The sequence below is a fragment of the Enterobacter sp. BNK-14 genome (genome assembly GCF_047456095.1).
GTDB lineage: Bacteria > Pseudomonadota > Gammaproteobacteria > Enterobacterales > Enterobacteriaceae > Enterobacter > Enterobacter kobei.
The window spans coordinates 1,620,311-1,635,698 of sequence record NZ_CP179897.1; the positions used below are offsets into that span (position 1 = coordinate 1,620,311).

The 15,388-nt window shown below is 55.9% G+C and carries 15 protein-coding genes; 4 read left to right on the top strand and 11 right to left on the bottom strand.

The genetic code is table 11. The features are described 5' to 3' along the window. Positions 1-15 precede the first annotated feature (15 nt). The 3 genes from iscS to trmJ all read right to left on the bottom strand — a co-directional run bounded on the left by iscS (position 16) and on the right by trmJ (position 2,868). Positions 16-1,230 carry a cysteine desulfurase gene (gene iscS, locus ACMGGM_RS07720; protein ID WP_008502157.1) on the bottom strand — a complete coding sequence of 405 codons (1,215 nt, stop codon included), beginning with the start codon at positions 1,228-1,230 and terminating at the stop codon, positions 16-18. A 116-nt stretch (positions 1,231-1,346) separates the two neighbouring features. Then, positions 1,347-1,838 (bottom strand): Fe-S cluster assembly transcriptional regulator IscR, encoded by a 492-nt coding sequence (gene iscR / locus ACMGGM_RS07725; RefSeq protein WP_008502158.1) that lies wholly within the window; start codon positions 1,836-1,838, stop codon positions 1,347-1,349. 304 nt (positions 1,839-2,142) lie between these two features. Further along, positions 2,143-2,868 carry a tRNA (cytosine(32)/uridine(32)-2'-O)-methyltransferase TrmJ gene (gene trmJ, locus ACMGGM_RS07730; RefSeq protein ID WP_008502159.1) on the bottom strand — a complete coding sequence of 242 codons (726 nt, stop codon included), beginning with the start codon at positions 2,866-2,868 and terminating at the stop codon, positions 2,143-2,145. Between the two features lie 131 nt (positions 2,869-2,999). Here trmJ and suhB point away from each other — a divergent pair, with 131 nt between their 5' ends. After that, positions 3,000-3,803 (top strand): inositol-1-monophosphatase, encoded by an 804-nt coding sequence (gene suhB, locus ACMGGM_RS07735; protein ID WP_003860668.1) that lies wholly within the window; start codon positions 3,000-3,002, stop codon positions 3,801-3,803. Positions 3,804-3,843: 40 nt separating this feature from the next. Here suhB and ACMGGM_RS07740 read toward each other — a convergent pair whose 3' ends face one another. Next, positions 3,844-4,824 carry a nickel/cobalt transporter gene (locus ACMGGM_RS07740; protein ID WP_045135180.1) on the bottom strand — a complete coding sequence of 327 codons (981 nt, stop codon included), beginning with the start codon at positions 4,822-4,824 and terminating at the stop codon, positions 3,844-3,846. After that, positions 4,815-5,453, bottom strand: a complete 639-nt coding sequence (locus ACMGGM_RS07745; RefSeq protein WP_014884828.1) for a DUF1007 family protein — start codon at positions 5,451-5,453, stop codon at positions 4,815-4,817. Before ACMGGM_RS07745 ends, ACMGGM_RS07740 begins: the two co-directional genes overlap by 10 nt. A gap of 125 nt (positions 5,454-5,578) precedes the next feature. Here ACMGGM_RS07745 and csiE point away from each other — a divergent pair, with 125 nt between their 5' ends. After that, the gene (csiE, locus tag ACMGGM_RS07750) at positions 5,579-6,856 is read left to right on the top strand and encodes a stationary phase inducible protein CsiE (protein WP_023337632.1); all 1,278 of its coding nucleotides are present in this window, start codon (positions 5,579-5,581) and stop codon (positions 6,854-6,856) included. Here the strand turns inward: csiE and ACMGGM_RS07755 are convergent, their stop codons facing one another. Continuing rightward, positions 6,857-7,996, bottom strand: coding sequence for a 3-phenylpropionate MFS transporter (locus ACMGGM_RS07755; RefSeq protein WP_014884829.1), 1,140 nt, complete (start codon positions 7,994-7,996; stop codon positions 6,857-6,859). Between the two features lie 172 nt (positions 7,997-8,168). On the opposite strand from ACMGGM_RS07755, the gene ACMGGM_RS07760 reads away from it, so the two are divergent. Beyond that, entirely contained in the window at positions 8,169-8,591 is a 423-nt protein-coding gene (locus ACMGGM_RS07760) for a DoxX family protein (RefSeq protein WP_014884830.1), read from the top strand. A gap of 54 nt (positions 8,592-8,645) precedes the next feature. Here the strand turns inward: ACMGGM_RS07760 and glyA are convergent, their stop codons facing one another. Then, positions 8,646-9,899, bottom strand: coding sequence for a serine hydroxymethyltransferase (gene glyA, locus ACMGGM_RS07765; RefSeq protein ID WP_008502165.1), 1,254 nt, complete (start codon positions 9,897-9,899; stop codon positions 8,646-8,648). Between the two features lie 304 nt (positions 9,900-10,203). Here glyA and hmpA point away from each other — a divergent pair, with 304 nt between their 5' ends. Beyond that, complete coding sequence (gene hmpA / locus ACMGGM_RS07770) at positions 10,204-11,394, top strand: NO-inducible flavohemoprotein (RefSeq protein WP_014884831.1); 1,191 nt, start codon at positions 10,204-10,206, stop codon at positions 11,392-11,394. A gap of 82 nt (positions 11,395-11,476) precedes the next feature. Here hmpA and glnB read toward each other — a convergent pair whose 3' ends face one another. The 4 genes from glnB to qseE form a co-directional block, all read right to left on the bottom strand. After that, positions 11,477-11,815, bottom strand: a complete 339-nt coding sequence (glnB, locus tag ACMGGM_RS07775) for a nitrogen regulatory protein P-II (RefSeq protein ID WP_003860685.1) — start codon at positions 11,813-11,815, stop codon at positions 11,477-11,479. Positions 11,816-11,880: 65 nt separating this feature from the next. Then, entirely contained in the window at positions 11,881-13,218 is a 1,338-nt protein-coding gene (glrR, locus tag ACMGGM_RS07780; RefSeq protein ID WP_014884832.1) for a two-component system response regulator GlrR, read from the bottom strand. Beyond that, positions 13,205-13,942 (bottom strand): two-component system QseEF-associated lipoprotein QseG, encoded by a 738-nt coding sequence (gene qseG, locus ACMGGM_RS07785; RefSeq protein WP_023337635.1) that lies wholly within the window; start codon positions 13,940-13,942, stop codon positions 13,205-13,207. Before qseG ends, glrR begins: the two co-directional genes overlap by 14 nt. Before the next feature lies 1 nt (position 13,943). Continuing rightward, positions 13,944-15,371, bottom strand: coding sequence for a two component system sensor histidine kinase QseE/GlrK (gene qseE, locus ACMGGM_RS07790; RefSeq protein ID WP_014884834.1), 1,428 nt, complete (start codon positions 15,369-15,371; stop codon positions 13,944-13,946). Between the last annotated feature and the right edge of the window lie 17 nt (positions 15,372-15,388).

A 15,388-nucleotide genomic window follows, 5' to 3' on the forward strand; every position in this document is an offset into this window, starting at 1 on the left:
CTCCTTATGTACCGATTAGTGATGTGACCATTCAATGCTGTTCAGATCCACGCCCTGCTTAAACATTTCCCACAGTGGAGAAAGGTCACGCAGACGGCCGATGGAGTTACGAACCAGCTTGATGGTGTAGTCAATCTCTTCTTCGGTAGTGAAACGACCTAAAGAGAAACGGATAGAGCTGTGTGCCAGCTCGTCAGTCATACCCAGCGCGCGCAGCACGTAGGATGGCTCCAGGCTTGCAGACGTACAGGCAGAACCGGAAGAAACGGCCAGGTCTTTCAGGGCCATGATCAGCGACTCGCCTTCAACATAGTTGAAGCTGACGTTGAGGATGTTTGGCGCGCCCTGCTCGAGATCGCCGTTCAGATACACTTCTTCCATATCCTTCACGCCGTCCCACAGACGGTTACGCAGCGTGCGCAGGCGTGCCATCTCGGTTTCCATCTCTTCTTTCGCAATGCGGTAGGCTTCGCCCATGCCCACGATCTGGTGTACAGGCAGCGTACCGGAACGCATGCCGCGCTCGTGACCGCCGCCGTGCATCTGTGCTTCGATGCGGATACGTGGCTTACGACGAACGTACAGCGCGCCGATCCCTTTCGGGCCATAGATTTTGTGGCCGGAGAAGGACATCAGGTCCACTTTCAGCTGGCTCAGGTCGATAGGCAGTTTACCCACGCTCTGGGTCGCATCTACGTGGTAGATAATACCGCGCGCACGGCACATTTCGCCGATGGTGGCGATGTCCTGAACGACGCCGATTTCGTTGTTGACGTGCATGATGGAGACCAGAATGGTGTCATCACGCATCGCTGCTTCGAGCTCTTTCAGGTCGATGATCCCGTTGCTCTGCGGCGCCAGGTAAGTCACTTCGTACCCTTCACGCTCCAGCTGACGGCAGGTGTCCAGCACGGCTTTGTGTTCGGTTTTGCTGGTGATAATGTGCTTGCCTTTTTTCTGATAAAAGTTGGCTGCACCTTTGATCGCCAGGTTGTCGGATTCGGTCGCACCGGAGGTGAAAACAATCTCACGCGGGTCGGCACCCACCAGGTCAGCAATCTGATTACGGGCGATATCAACCGCCTCTTCAGCATGCCAGCCAAAACGGTGTGAACGGGAAGCTGGGTTACCAAAGTTTCCGTCCAGGGTCAGACACTGCATCATTTTCTCGGCAACACGCGGGTCCACCGGCGTGGTTGCGGAGTAATCGAGATAAATCGGTAATTTCATTGCTCTATAAACTCCGTACATCGCTTCAATGCAAGGAATCAGGCAACCGGCTGGATGTACGACCGAGTACGCGGGGCGCGGTGCCCCGGCCTGATTCTGAAATACTTATCGTTTTATTACGCGCGCAGTTTGACGTCGATGGCGTCCTGCGCGCGGGTGCTGCGTTGGGAATCATGGCTGTGCTGACGGCCTGATACATCCAGAACTTCCTGGTTATTCACCAGCTCACCGAGGGTGATGTTGTTCAGGAAGCCGGTCAGACGGTCGCTCAGATCGCGCCACAGCGCGTGGGTCAGGCACTTATCGCCGCCCTGGCAGCCGCCTTTACCCTGGCAACGGGTCGCGTCGACGGATTCGTCAACTGCGCTAATCACTTCACCCACTGCAATACTGCCCGCGTCTTTACCCAGCAGATAACCGCCGCCCGGGCCACGAACGCTGGAAACCAGTCCATTTTTACGCAGTCTGGAGAACAGCTGTTCCAGATAGGAGAGGGAGATCCCTTGTCGTTCAGAAATATCAGCCAACGGAACCGGGCCCGCTTCGGAGTTGAGCGCAACGTCCAGCATCGCGGTCACGGCATAACGCCCTTTAGATGTCAGTCTCATGTCTTACTTAACCTCAAACTCGCCCCTGCCCGGGGTTTTTTATTGTAAAATGGGGGTATTGCATAGCAGGGCCAAGTCTGACATTCCTGACTAAAATGGTCAACTATTTACTTGACTGTTTTAGTCAGGTATTTAACCTTCTGTGCCGTTTTTTGTCGGGTGGCGCTGCGCTTACCCGACCTACAAAACCGTGTCGTATCACAAGGGTGCTGCCTGATGCCCTCACCCCAGCCCTCTCCCACGGGGAGAGGGAGAATGCGTGGTAGGTCGGGTAAGCAAAGCGCCACCCGGCAAACAGACGACACTACTCTTTATTCTTCTGCTCAATCGACGCCAGAATGCCGCGCAGGATGTTCAGCTCCTGGCTTTCCGGGCGCGCGCGGGTGAACAGACGACGCAGCTTGTTCATCACCTGGCCTGGATGGCCTTCACGAATAAAGCCGGTCGAAAGCAGCGTCTGCTCCAGGTGACCATAGAAACGCTCCAGGTCATCCACCAGCGGGTAGGCCGTCTCTTCTTTAGGCTCTACCTCTTTCTCCTGCGTCGCCAGCCACGCCATACGCACTTCGTAGGCGATCACCTGCACTGCCATCGCCAGGTTCAGCGAGCTGTATTCCGGGTTGGCGGCAATCGCCACATGGTAGTGGCATTTCTGCAGTTCGTCGTTGGTCAGGCCAACACGCTCACGGCCAAACACCAGCGCAACCGGCGCCTGTTCTGCCTCAGAGACACTCTTCAGACCGCATTCGCGCGGGTCCAGCATCGGCCACGGCAATGTGCGGGAGCGAGCGCTGGTGCCGACTACCAGGCTGCAGCCTGCCAGCGCTTCGTCGAGGGTATCGACGATCTGCGCGTTGCCAATCACGTCGCTGGCTCCGGCGGCCAGGGCGATGGCCTGTGAGTCTGGCTTCACCAGCGGGTTAACCAGCCACAGGTTCGTTAAGCCCATGGTTTTCATAGCGCGGGCAACGGAGCCCATGTTGCCGGTGTGCGATGTTTCGACCAGCACGATTCGAATGTTTTGCAGCATAATTTTTAGTGTCTGAATTCAGCGTCTGAAGAATATTCGGGCATATTATCATAAACGAGAGACATAATCCGATCCCGCTGCTATACTCTGCGCCGATTTTCCTGTTCTTTAACATCCAGTGAGAGAGACCGATGCATCCGATGCTGACCATCGCCGTGCGCGCAGCGCGCAAGGCGGGTAATGTAATTGCCAAACACTACGAAACGCCAGACTCCGTAGAAACCAGCCAGAAAGGCAGCAATGATTTCGTGACGAATGTCGATAAAGCCGCAGAAGCGATTATTATCGAAACGATCCGCAAATCTTACCCGCAGCACACCATCATCACCGAAGAAAGCGGTGAACATGAAGGTACCGATCAGGATGTTCAATGGGTTATCGATCCACTGGATGGCACCACCAACTTCGTCAAACGCCTGCCACACTTCTCTGTGTCTATCGCCGTACGCATCAAAGGCCGTACTGAAGTCGCTGTTGTCTACGATCCAATGCGTAACGAACTGTTCACCGCTACCCGCGGTCAAGGCGCACAGCTGAACGGCTACCGTCTGCGCTGCAGCAACGCTCGCGATCTGGACGGCACCATCCTGGCGACCGGTTTCCCGTTCAAGGCGAAACAGCACGCAACCACCTACATGAATATCCTGGGCAAACTGTTCACCGAATGCGCGGACTTCCGTCGCACCGGTTCTGCTGCGCTGGATCTGGCTTACGTGGCGACCGGCCGCGTTGACGGATACTTCGAGCTGTCTCTGAAGCCATGGGATTTTGCCGCGGGCGAGCTGATCGCACGTGAAGCAGGTGCCATCGTGTGTGATTTCACCGGCGGCCATAACTATATGTCTACCGGCAACATCGTTGCCGGTAACCCACGCGTCGTTAAAGCCATGCTGGCAAACATGCGTGATGAACTGAGCGACGCGCTGAAGCGTTAATCCCGGTCATTCCCTCTCCCTGTGGGAGAGGGAATCCCAACTAAAACGGCCGCAATCCCCTTCCCACCGGTACCACACTGTTCCACATCGTCACCGCCGCCACCAGCAGAATCACCCCGCCCGCCAGCGCGAGCGTTGTCCATCCGACCTGTCGCCACAGCACCGGCGTTTTATTGCCGCTGAGTTTAACCGCCAGCTGACGGAAGCTGTGCACCAGCAACGCCAGCGAAGAAATCGTCAGTGACGTTCCAGCCGCCATCGCCAGCGCAGAAAGCATTCCCCAGCCAAACACGCCAATCACCTTGCTGAACAACAACACCATGATTGCCCCCGAGCACGGGCGCATCCCCATCGAGAGCACAATCATCAGCCGCGCACGCCAGTCATCACCGTTCTGTAGCTGTTCCTGCGTCGGCAGATGCTGATGTCCGCAGCCACAGTTTTCATCGTGAACGTGATGCGGCGTAAAAGTCCTGAATTGCGGTTTTTGCAACAGCGCGCGCAGTTTTTTCAGTGCTCGCCAGCAGAGGATCAGCCCCAGCACGCCCACCAGCGCATAGCTCCCCTTTTCCAGCCAGAAGCTACTCATGTGCAGCTGCCGGGCTGGAAGCTGAAGAAGTGAAAGCACCACGACAACCAGCCCAATCGCCACGCCCCCCTGAAGCAGCGAGGAGGCCAGCGTAAGACCCATGCTCGATTTCAGCTTCGACGGATGGGTCGCAAGCCAGGTGGTGATAACGATTTTGCCATGCCCAGGCCCCAGCGCATGCAGCACCCCGTAGATAAAGCTGAACGCCAGCAGGGAACCGCCCGCTTTCGTTGGGTTCTCCGCCACCGCTTTCAGTAAACCACTCATCTGCTGGTTCACCTCGCGTTGCCAGATGATGCTTTTCATCATCACCTGCGGCCAGGCCTGCCACAGCCAGAGCGAACCGCCAATAGCTAACAGTATAAAAAGCGCCAGCGGCCAAAGATGAAGCCAGCGGCGAGATTTGCGGGACGGAGAAGCGATCACTGACATTGTAACGTCACCTCCTGCGCGAACTGTTTACCCAACTCCATGTCCTCCGGTGGCGCATCTTCTTTATCAAGAGAGACGGCAAAGTTCAGCGTCTCTTCGCTGGGCTTCGGGGTGTGAACCGCCATTTTGCAGGTTTTCTGCAACGAGGCCGGCAGCTGTACATCGCTCTCGTCGGCGTAGTGCATGTCGACGTAGTAGGTGGGGTCAAAAGTGGAAAAAGTATATTTTTGCCCTGCCAGCGGCTGCGGGTGCGCCAGCGGAAGGACGAACGTCAGCACCGCCTGATGCCCGTCGCGTGACATACCATACTCCGTGGGTCGGTTAAGAAACTTCACCTTCTGGCCGTTATGCCAGAACTCGGTGAAGTAGTGCTGACCCAGCACGTTAGCCATCACTTCCGCCGCCAGCTTTTTCCAGATTTCATCGCCGGGCTTCGCATTTCCCGCATCATAAAGCAGGTCAGCCGAGGTGATTTCATCCATCGTCCAGCGCATCTTCAGGCCACTTAACTGCGTGCCGTCGGTGACCAGTTCGGTTTTCAGGCTGATAAAACTGTGAGGATGTGCGCAGGTGGTGAAGGAGATAACCGCCAAAAATAACGCCATCGCACTGTGTTTAACTGTCTGCATCAATTCCTCACGTCAAAAATTCTGTGATGTTCTCCAGCAATCCTGAGTGAAAGGCCTGCCGGTGCGCTTTTCAGCCCCCATCCTTTAGCTATTCTTATCAAACATTCACACTGGATACCCGACAGATGATGACGACGCTTGAAATTCCATCTGTGCTTTCCAGTTCGCAGCGCCGTTGCCAGGTGCTTTTAATGCTTTACCTGCCCGATGCTGCCGTCACCGCACAGAGCATAATCGCAGCCAACGGCGTGGACGACGTCCTGGCACGGCAAGATATAGCCGAGACGCGCGATGAAATCCAGCGCTATCACCGGCTGGATATCGTCACGCACCACGACGGCAGCTACCGGATTGAAGGCACTGCCCTGAACCAGCGTTTATGCCTGCTGCACTGGCTGCGCAGGGCGCTCCGCCTTTGCCCGCAGTTTGTCTCGCACCAGTTTACGCCAGCGTTAAAAACCGCGCTTAAACAACACGGCATCGCGCGGCCACTTTACGACGATGCTAACCTGCGGGCGTTAATCAACTTCTGCTCGCGCAAGCTGCAGCGGCAGTTTGAGTGTCGCGACATCCAGTTCTTACAGCTCTACTTACAGTACTGCCTTATCCAGCACCACCTGGGGAATACGCCACAATTTTCCCATGCCCAGCGCAGCTGGACGCAGTCGCGGGGAGAGTATTTTACGGCGCAGGAGATCGTCCGTCACTGGAAGCGGCGCGTTCCTCAGGGCGCGCATGTGGATGAGCAGTTGTTTCTGGCGCTGCTGTTTATGATGCTCCGCACGCCCGATCCGGTGCTGGATAAGCACCAGCAGGATGAGCGTTTGCGTCGCGCCATCGTGCGCATGGTGGCCCGTTTTCGCTCGCAGACCGGGATGAACTTCAGCGACGAGCAAGGGCTGACCGATCAGCTGTATATCCATCTGTCTCAGGCGCTGGACCGTTCCCTGTTTGAAATTGGCATCGACAACAGCCTGCCAGAGGAGATCCATCGTCTCTATCCCCGGCTGTTACGCACCACGAAAGAGGCGTTGTTTGAGCTGGAAGCGGAGTTTGGCCTGCGTTTTTCCGATGAAGAGATGAGCCTGGTCGCGGTGATTTTCGGCGCCTGGCTGATGCAGGAGTCCGATCTCCATGAAAAGCAGGTGGTGCTGTTGACCGGGGAAGATAAATCCTGTGAGGAGCTGATTGAACAGCAGCTGCGCGAGTTGACGCTGCTGCCGCTCAATATTCGCTATCTGACGTTGCAGGCTTTTCAGAAAGAGGGCGCGCCGCGCGAAGCCGCGCTGGTGGTCACCCCCTATCCTGTTGCCCTGCCGCTGTTCTCGCCGCCGTTGATCCACGCGGTTGAATCACTGAATGCGCAGCAGCAAGAGCATATTCGCGCGATGCTGGAGTCGTAGTTACGCGCGTGCGGCCACTTTTGGTCGAACAAACATCGCCGGTAGCGCCACCAGCGCCATTACCCAGAAGACGCCGTGCCCGAGGTGTTGATACAGGAAACCGGCAAAGACCGTCATCACCGCAATACTGCCGCCCATTGCTACCGCGGAATAGACCGACTGCAGACGAATCACATCCCCGCCCTCACGCGCAGCGATATAGCGCATCGCCGCCAGGTGACATACGGTGAAGGTGCCGCAGTGCAGAATTTGCGCCAAGATCAGCCATGGCAGATCCGTCGTCCAGCCCATAATACCCCAGCGTGCCACGCCGCAAATCGCCGAAAGCAGCAGCAGATCGCGCGCGCCAAAACGGCGGAACAGCTTTTTGCTCAGGGCGAAAATAATGACTTCGGCCACCACGCCCAGCGACCAGAGGTAACCGACCGCAGAGGCAGAGTAGCCCGCCCCCTGCCAGTAGATAGCGCTGAAGCCATAGTACGCCGCATGCGCCCCCTGAAGCAGACAGACGCACGCCAGAAAGCGCCAGCTCTGTGCGACCAGGCTCCGCCAGGCTGGCCAACCCGCGCTCTCCTGATGGCGACTTTCTCCCTGCGGCATCACGGATGGACGTAACAGCATTCCCAGCAGCATCGACGCTATCCCGATGCTCAGCAGAGCCAGAATCGCACGGTAGTCGTAGAGGCTGACCAGTTTCCCAACCAGCGCGGAACCGATAACAAAAGCAATAGAGCCCCACAGGCGCACGCGGCCATAGTCCATGGTGATCTGCTTTTGCCAGGTGTTCGCCAGCGCATCCGTCAGAGGAACCAGCGGAGAGAAGAACAGGTTAAAGCCGACCATCACCACCATCAGCCAGGCAAACTGATGGCTTACCCAGAAGCAGGCGACAAAGACCAGGGTGAGCAGCGCGAGAATGCGTACAGCCTTGATCAGCAGAGAGGGATCGCTGACGCGCGGGGCAATCAGCAGGCTGCCAAGAAAACGCGCCACCAGTCCGGCCCCCAGCAGAACGCCGATGGTCTCTGGAGTCAGGCCGATTCCCTTGAGCCAGACGCTCCAGAATGGCAGAAAAATACCGTAGCTAAAGAAATAGGTGAAATAGCTGAGCGCCAGCCAGCGCGTGGAATGCAAGACCATGAATCCCTCCCGAAATGGAGGCCATAGTCTGGCGAGAATAGAAAAATTAAGCAAGTAGATAGCCTGCTATAAATTAACGAAAAATTAACATATCGTGCAGTCGTCAGGCTTATGGCAGGGAATGAAAATGTGTATTACGTTTAAATTACTCCACTTGCAGAGGTTTTCTGCCATGAACTCACTACGTTATCTCGATTTTGGTCAGTCACGCCATCTGTTGTTGTTGATTGCCCGTATCGCGCTTGTCGTCCTGTTTATTATCTTTGGTTATCCGAAACTGACGGGGTTTAGCGGCACCGTACAATATATGACCTCGCTGGGGACACCGATGCCCATGCTGGCGGCCATTATTGCGGTGGTGATGGAAGTGCCAGCCGCCATCCTGATCGTACTGGGCTTTTTCACCCGCCCTCTTGCCGTGCTGTTTGTGTTCTACACGCTGGGCACGGCGGTGATTGGTCACCATTACTGGAATATGACCGGTGACGCGGTCGTACCGAATATGATTAATTTCTACAAGAATGTCAGTATTGCGGGCGCATTTATATTGCTGGCGATTGTAGGTCCAGGCGCAATATCCCTTGACCGCCGTTAAGCCATAAAAAAAGGCCGCACGCGCGGCCTTTTAACGTTCTGCTGAGCAGAGGAATTATGCGTATACCGGGAAGCGTGCGCAGATATCCAGAACTTTACCTTTGACGCGCTCGATAACCGCTTCGTCATTGATGTTGTCCAGAACGTCACACATCCAGCCAGCCAGCTCTTTCACTTCCGCTTCTTTAAAGCCGCGACGCGTCACAGCCGGAGAACCGATACGGATACCGGACGTCACGAACGGGCTCTTCGGATCGTTTGGCACGCTGTTTTTGTTCACGGTGATGTTAGCGCGGCCCAGTGCAGCGTCAGCTTCTTTACCGGTCAGGTTCTTATCAACCAGATCCAGCAGGAACAGGTGGTTTTCAGTACCGCCAGAAACCACTTTGTAGCCACGGTTCAGGAACACTTCCACCATCGCTTTGGCGTTCTTAGCAACCTGCTGCTGATAAACCTTGAACTCTGGCTCCATCGCTTCTTTCAGCGCTACCGCTTTTGCCGCGATAACGTGCATCAGCGGGCCGCCCTGCGCGCTTGGGAACACGGCAGAGTTCAGTTTTTTGTACAGCTCTTCGTCACCGCCTTTCGCCAGGATCAGGCCACCGCGTGGACCCGCCAGGGTTTTATGGGTAGTGGTGGTCACAACGTGAGCGTGCGGAACCGGGTTCGGGTAAACGCCAGCGGCAATCAGACCCGCTACGTGCGCCATGTCGACGAACAGGTAAGCACCGATGCTGTCTGCGATTTCACGCATTTTTGCCCAGTCAACGATACCGGAGTAAGCAGAGAAGCCACCGATGATCATCTTCGGTTTATGCTCTTTAGCCTGCTTCGCCATGTCTTCGTAGTCAATTTTACCGGACTCATCGATACCGTAAGGGATGATGTTGTACAGTTTGCCGGAGAAGTTCACCGGGGAGCCGTGAGTCAGGTGGCCACCCTGCGCCAGGTTCATACCCAGCACCGTATCGCCCGGCTGCAGCAGCGCGGTGTAAACGGCGAAGTTAGCCTGAGAGCCGGAGTGCGGCTGCACGTTCGCGTAGTCAGCGCCAAAGAGTTCTTTCGCACGGTCGATTGCCAGCTGCTCAACGATATCAACGTACTCGCAACCGCCGTAGTAGCGCTTGCCTGGATAACCTTCAGCGTATTTGTTGGTCAGCTGAGAACCCTGTGCCTGCATGACGCGCGGGCTGGTGTAGTTTTCGGAGGCGATCAGTTCGATGTGCTCTTCCTGACGTACTTTTTCCTGCTCCATAGCCTGCCACAGTTCGGCATCATAATCGGCAATGTTCATTTCACGCTTTAACATCCGCATCTCCTGACTCAGCTAACAAGTAAATTTTGGCCTGAAAAGGCAGTCCTGTTGGACGACGGGCAACAGTATAACTGAATAGTTCTGTGATAACAGGTCTTGACAAACGATTTTACGCAAACGTTTTCCTTCACGCCACGCAAGGGTTTGAGGAATAAAGCGCTCCCCTGTTTCAACGGATTTCTTTTCAGGTTTGTGATGCATATTTTTCATCTTGCAAAGAACCATTTACAACGCAGGGGTATTTTTTATAAGATGCATTTAAAATACATCATTAAAGTCACATCAAAAGGACGCGCTCATGCTCGACGCTCAAACCATCGCTACCGTTAAAGCCACCATCCCCCTGCTGGTGGAAACCGGTCCTAAACTCACCGCTCATTTTTACGATCGCATGTTCACGCATAACCCAGAGTTGAAAGAGATTTTCAACATGAGTAACCAGCGTAATGGCGATCAGCGTGAAGCCCTGTTCAACGCCATCGCGGCCTACGCCAGCAACATTGAAAACCTGGCGGCATTACTGCCTGCGGTGGAAAAAATCGCGCAGAAGCACACCAGCTTCCAGATCAAACCCGAGCAGTACAATATTGTCGGCGGCCACCTGCTGGCAACGCTGGACGAAATGTTCAGCCCGGGCCAGGAGGTACTGGACGCCTGGGGTAAAGCCTACGGCGTGCTGGCAAACGTCTTCATCAACCGTGAAGCGCAGATCTACAGTGAAAACGCCAGCAAGAACGGCGGCTGGGAAGGCACTCGCGCCTTCCGCATCGTTGAGAAAACACCGCGCAGCGCATTGATCACCAGTTTTGAATTTGAACCGGTGGATGGTCAGCCGGTAGCGGATTATCAGCCAGGCCAATATCTCGGCGTGTGGCTGAAGCCTGAAGGTTTTCCGCATCAGGAGATCCGCCAGTATTCCCTGACCCGCAAACCCGACGGCAAAGGCTATCGCATTGCGGTGAAACGCGAGGACGGCGGCCAGGTTTCCAGCTGGCTGCATAACGAAGCCAGCGTGGGTGACGTCGTTCACCTGGCCGCACCGGCGGGTGACTTCTTCATGGCGGTAGACGCTACTACCCCGGTAACGCTGATCTCGGCTGGTGTCGGCCAAACGCCAATGCTGGCGATGCTGGATACGCTGGCGAAAGCAAACCACAGCGCACAGGTCAACTGGTTCCATGCCGCAGAGAACGGCGAGGTGCATGCCTTTGCGGACGAAGTGAAAACGCTGGGCGCGACGCTGCCCCGCTTCACCGCGCATACCTGGTATCGCTTGCCAACGGAAGCAGACCGCGCAGCCGCACGTTTTGACAGCGAAGGGTTGATGAATTTAAGCCAGCATGAAGGGGCGTTCAGCGCGCCGGATATGCAGTTCTACGTCTGCGGACCGGTGGCGTTTATGCAATATGCCGCGAAGCAGCTGGTGGCGCTGGGTGTGAATAAAGACAACATTCATTACGAATGTTTCGGCCCGCATAAAGTGCTGTAATGCAAAAAGCCCCTCGAACTAGGGGCTTTTTTTCGCCGGGTGGCGGCTACGCCTTACCCGGCCTTCAAAACCGTTGGCATCGTTAAATCGCGGCGTCGTCTTCTTCGCCGGTACGGATACGGATTACGCGCGCCACGTCAAAGACGAAGATTTTACCGTCGCCAATTTTGCCCGTCTGCGCCGTGCGGATGATGGTATCCACGCAGGTATCGACGATGTCATCGCTGACCACGATTTCAATTTTCACTTTCGGCAGAAAGTCGACCATGTACTCTGCGCCACGGTAAAGCTCGGTGTGGCCTTTCTGACGACCAAAACCTTTCACTTCCGTCACGGTCATCCCGGTGATGCCGACTTCCGCCAGCGCTTCACGCACATCATCCAGTTTGAAAGGTTTAATAATCGCATCAATCTTTTTCATGGTGGGTCCTTAAACGCTTGCCTGTAAGCTGCCTCGTAATCGATTGCTCACAGTACCATACGGCATTACTCTTTAAAATCGTTTGCTTCCAGCTCGTGGCGTGAGAGCAGCTTGTAAAACTCGGTGCGGTTGCGTCCGGCCATTCGCGCTGCGTGGGTCACGTTGCCTTTGGTGATCTGCAGCAGCTTGCGCAGATAGTTCAGCTCGAACTGGTTACGCGCTTCGGCGAAAGTCGGCAAGGCCGTGTTTTCCCCTTCCAGCGCCTGCTCCACCAGCGCATCGCTGATAACGGGCGATGACGTCAACGCCACACACTGCTCAATCACGTTTACCAGCTGGCGAACGTTACCCGGCCAGCTGGCCGCCATCAGCCGTTTCATCGCATCGGTGGAAAACGCGCGGACAAATGGTTTATGGCGATCGGCCGCCTGACGCAACAGGTGATTCGCCAGCAGCGGAATATCTTCAGCACGCTCTGCCAGTGCCGGGATTTTGAGATTCACCACGTTCAGACGGTAGTAGAGGTCTTCACGAAACTCGTTGCGCGCCATCACTTTTGGTAAGTCGCGGTGGGTGGCGGAAATAATTCGTACGTTAATATCAATATCGCGGTTGCTGCCCAGCGGGCGCACTTTACGCTCCTGAAGCACGCGCAGCAGTTTGACCTGTAGCGGCGCAGGCATGTCACCAATCTCGTCGAGGAACAGCGTGCCGCCTTCCGCGGCCTGGAACAGCCCTTCCCGGCTGCTTACCGCGCCGGTGAAGGCGCCACGGGCATGACCAAACAGTTCGGACTCAAGCAATTGTTCCGGAAGCGCGCCGCAGTTAATGGCAATAAAGGCATTTTTGCTGCGCGGGCTGGCGTTGTGGATCGCCTGCGCCAGGATCTCTTTCCCGGTTCCGCTCTGGCCGTTAATCAGCACGCTGACGTCGGACTGGGCGACCATCCGCGCCTGCTCAAGCAGACGAAGCATGATCGGGCTGCGGGTCACAATGGATTCACGCCATGCGTCGTCGCCAGAGGGTGCCGCGTGCTCCAGCGCGCTGTCGATGGCTTTGTAGAGTGCGTCTTTATCTACCGGCTTGGTGAGGAAGCTGAATACGCCCTGCTGGGTTGCGGCGACGGCATCCGGAATTGACCCGTGTGCCGTCAGGATAATCACCGGCATGCCCGGCTGCTGCTTCTGGATCTCCGCGAACAGCTGCAGACCGTCCATTTCGTCCATCCGCAGATCGCTGATGACCAGATCAATTTTCTCGCGGCTAAGGACTTTCAGCCCTTCCTGTCCGCTTTCCGCAGTCACTACGCTGTAGCCTTCACTCACCAGACGCATCCCCAGCAGCTTTAACAGCCCGGGATCGTCATCCACCAGTAAGAGATGGGCAGGTTTACGGCTCGTCATGCTTCACATCCTCTTGTTTCTGCGTGTCGCTGTCCGGTGCTGCGGATGCGCTACCAGGCTGATATTTGCGCGACGAGAGCTGTCTTTCGATATCGGTCAGGTTTTCCAGCTTGCGCGTCGTGGTATCCAGCTGAGTGCGTAAATGCTGTTGCTGTTGACGCAGCGTATCAAGTTCGCTGTCGGTGGACTGCTGGAGCTTGCTGTAGCGAGAACGCTCTTCAGACAGCTGAAGCTGTAAGGTCTGACCATCCCGCCAGAGCTGGTATACCGGTCGTACCTGTACCGGGAGCGCGATCGTAAAGGTATCCAGCCGGGTCACATTAGCCCGGCGTTCGACGGGGGTGATTTTCGCATCGGCCAGTAGAATTCCCCGCTTGAAAGCGTCCTGCCAGGTGTCGTCATCCAGCATCGCCGCTTTCGAACGGGCGTCCACCGGCGCAAGACGCTGGGCACAATCTATTCCGCGCAGCCAGAACAGCGGATTATTTTCGACATCATGCCCTGACAAATTCCAGATGTCGTCACAGCGGGTAGAGAGGAAATCCGCCAGCTGGTTATCCGGCCATTTATCTTCTTGTTTACCGCTTATCGCACTTTGTGGCGCATGGGAAACGCACCCTGCCAGAAATAAACAAGGTAAACCCAGGCGAAATGTGTTGCTGGAAAACACCGCACGTACGGCGCGGAAAAAGACGTGTGACATACTCACCAGACTTAGATTCATTTTATTGGTTTTTCCGGCTCAGGGGCAGTTCAATACGGAAGCAAACATCCGCACGTTCGTCCGTGGCAATGTTTAGCTCACCCTGCATGCGTCGTATGCAGTCCCGGGCGATGCTTAAGCCCAGACCACTTCCTTTTACCGCACCCTTCCGCTGATGACTCCCCTGGAAAAAGGGTTCGAAGATCATGGTTTTTTCGTCATCAGGGATCGGGGTGCCGGTGTTAGCGACGTCAATAAACACCCGGGAACCCATCGTATAACTTCGGATATAAATGTTACCGGATTCAGTACCATAGTGCACCGCATTGGAGTAAAGATTATCCAGAACGCTCATTAAAAGCATCGGTTCAGCGAGACAGGCAGGCGCACTCAACTCCACCCCGGTATGCATCATTTTAGCTCTTGCTGGCAAGCTATGGGCGGAGATCACCATATCCACCAGCGGCGCAATCTCGACCTCTTCAAGAACGACCGCCCCGTCAGCCAGCTTGCGGTTGTAATCCAGCAGCTGTTCAATCAGCTTTTGCAGGTTGCGGCTGCTGGCATCCAGAATCTCAACAATTTCTTTCTGTTCTGGCGTTAGCGGCCCTGCCACCTCGTCTGCCAGCAGCTCCGTTCCTTCACGCATGCTGGCGAGCGGCGTTTTCAGTTCATGGGAAATATGGCGCAGGAACTGATGACGCTGGGATTCCAGCCACGCCAGACGCTCAGACAGCCAGATAATACGCTGACCAACGGAGCGCAGCTCGCGCGGGCCTTTAAAGGAAACCGAATCCCCGAGCGATTTCCCCTCTCCAAGACGGTTGATCATACGCTGAATGCCCTTCACCGGGCCGATGATCATACGGGTAAAGAGCAGAACCAGCCCGAGACTCACCAGGAAGAGCACCAGTGCCTGCCAGCCGAAGAACTGCCCGCGTTCGGCTATCTCCTGCTGCAGCTGCTGACCGCGAGAGAAAATGACCGTGCGGGTTGACTGCACCATCTCGGTGTTGGCGGCAGCAAACGCTTCAAGACGCGCGGCGGCGGCGGCATCCGGCCCGCTATTGTGGCATTGCAGCTGCGCAAGATCGTTCAGATCCTGACGCAATGCCTGATACAGCTTGTCGTCGGGCAACACGCCCGCATGCGCGTCCAGCATCTCGCTGTAGCGCTTGCGTTGACTCTGGTAAACCTTTTCCAGCGTCCGATCGTCAAGCACGCAGTACTGGCGATAGCTACGCTCCATCTCCAGCGCGGCGTTGGTCATCGCTTCACTGCGTCTGGCGTCGATAAGCGTGGTGCGGTTAGTCAGTGCGGCCTGAGCGCTCAGCGCGTTAAGGCTTTGCCACGCCTGCCAGGCGAGGATCAGCAATGGCAGCAGGATTAGCAGGAAGGCCATCATCACGAGCTGTCGCAGGGAGCGGGGAAAAACGGGCCAGCGTTTCAACGCATTACTCTCTTCAT

Excerpts from the sequence above, each read along its gene's own strand:
- ACMGGM_RS07760 (WP_014884830.1), top strand. The coding sequence starts at position 8,169 with ATGAACTCACTACGTTATCTCGATTTTGGTCAGTCACGCCATCTGTTG.
- glyA (WP_008502165.1), bottom strand. The coding sequence starts at position 9,899 with ATGTTAAAGCGTGAAATGAACATTGCCGATTATGATGCCGAACTGTGG.
- trmJ (WP_008502159.1), bottom strand. The coding sequence starts at position 2,868 with ATGCTGCAAAACATTCGAATCGTGCTGGTCGAAACATCGCACACCGGC.
- ACMGGM_RS07745 (WP_014884828.1), bottom strand. The coding sequence starts at position 5,453 with ATGCAGACAGTTAAACACAGTGCGATGGCGTTATTTTTGGCGGTTATC.
- iscS (WP_008502157.1), bottom strand. The coding sequence starts at position 1,230 with ATGAAATTACCGATTTATCTCGATTACTCCGCAACCACGCCGGTGGAC.
- glrR (WP_014884832.1), bottom strand. The coding sequence starts at position 13,218 with ATGACGAGCCGTAAACCTGCCCATCTCTTACTGGTGGATGACGATCCC.
- iscR (WP_008502158.1), bottom strand. The coding sequence starts at position 1,838 with ATGAGACTGACATCTAAAGGGCGTTATGCCGTGACCGCGATGCTGGAC.
- qseG (WP_023337635.1), bottom strand. The coding sequence starts at position 13,942 with ATGAATCTAAGTCTGGTGAGTATGTCACACGTCTTTTTCCGCGCCGTA.
- ACMGGM_RS07755 (WP_014884829.1), bottom strand. The coding sequence starts at position 7,996 with ATGGTCTTGCATTCCACGCGCTGGCTGGCGCTCAGCTATTTCACCTAT.
- hmpA (WP_014884831.1), top strand. The coding sequence starts at position 10,204 with ATGCTCGACGCTCAAACCATCGCTACCGTTAAAGCCACCATCCCCCTG.
- ACMGGM_RS07740 (WP_045135180.1), bottom strand. The coding sequence starts at position 4,824 with ATGTCAGTGATCGCTTCTCCGTCCCGCAAATCTCGCCGCTGGCTTCAT.
- suhB (WP_003860668.1), top strand. The coding sequence starts at position 3,000 with ATGCATCCGATGCTGACCATCGCCGTGCGCGCAGCGCGCAAGGCGGGT.
- csiE (WP_023337632.1), top strand. The coding sequence starts at position 5,579 with ATGATGACGACGCTTGAAATTCCATCTGTGCTTTCCAGTTCGCAGCGC.
- glnB (WP_003860685.1), bottom strand. The coding sequence starts at position 11,815 with ATGAAAAAGATTGATGCGATTATTAAACCTTTCAAACTGGATGATGTG.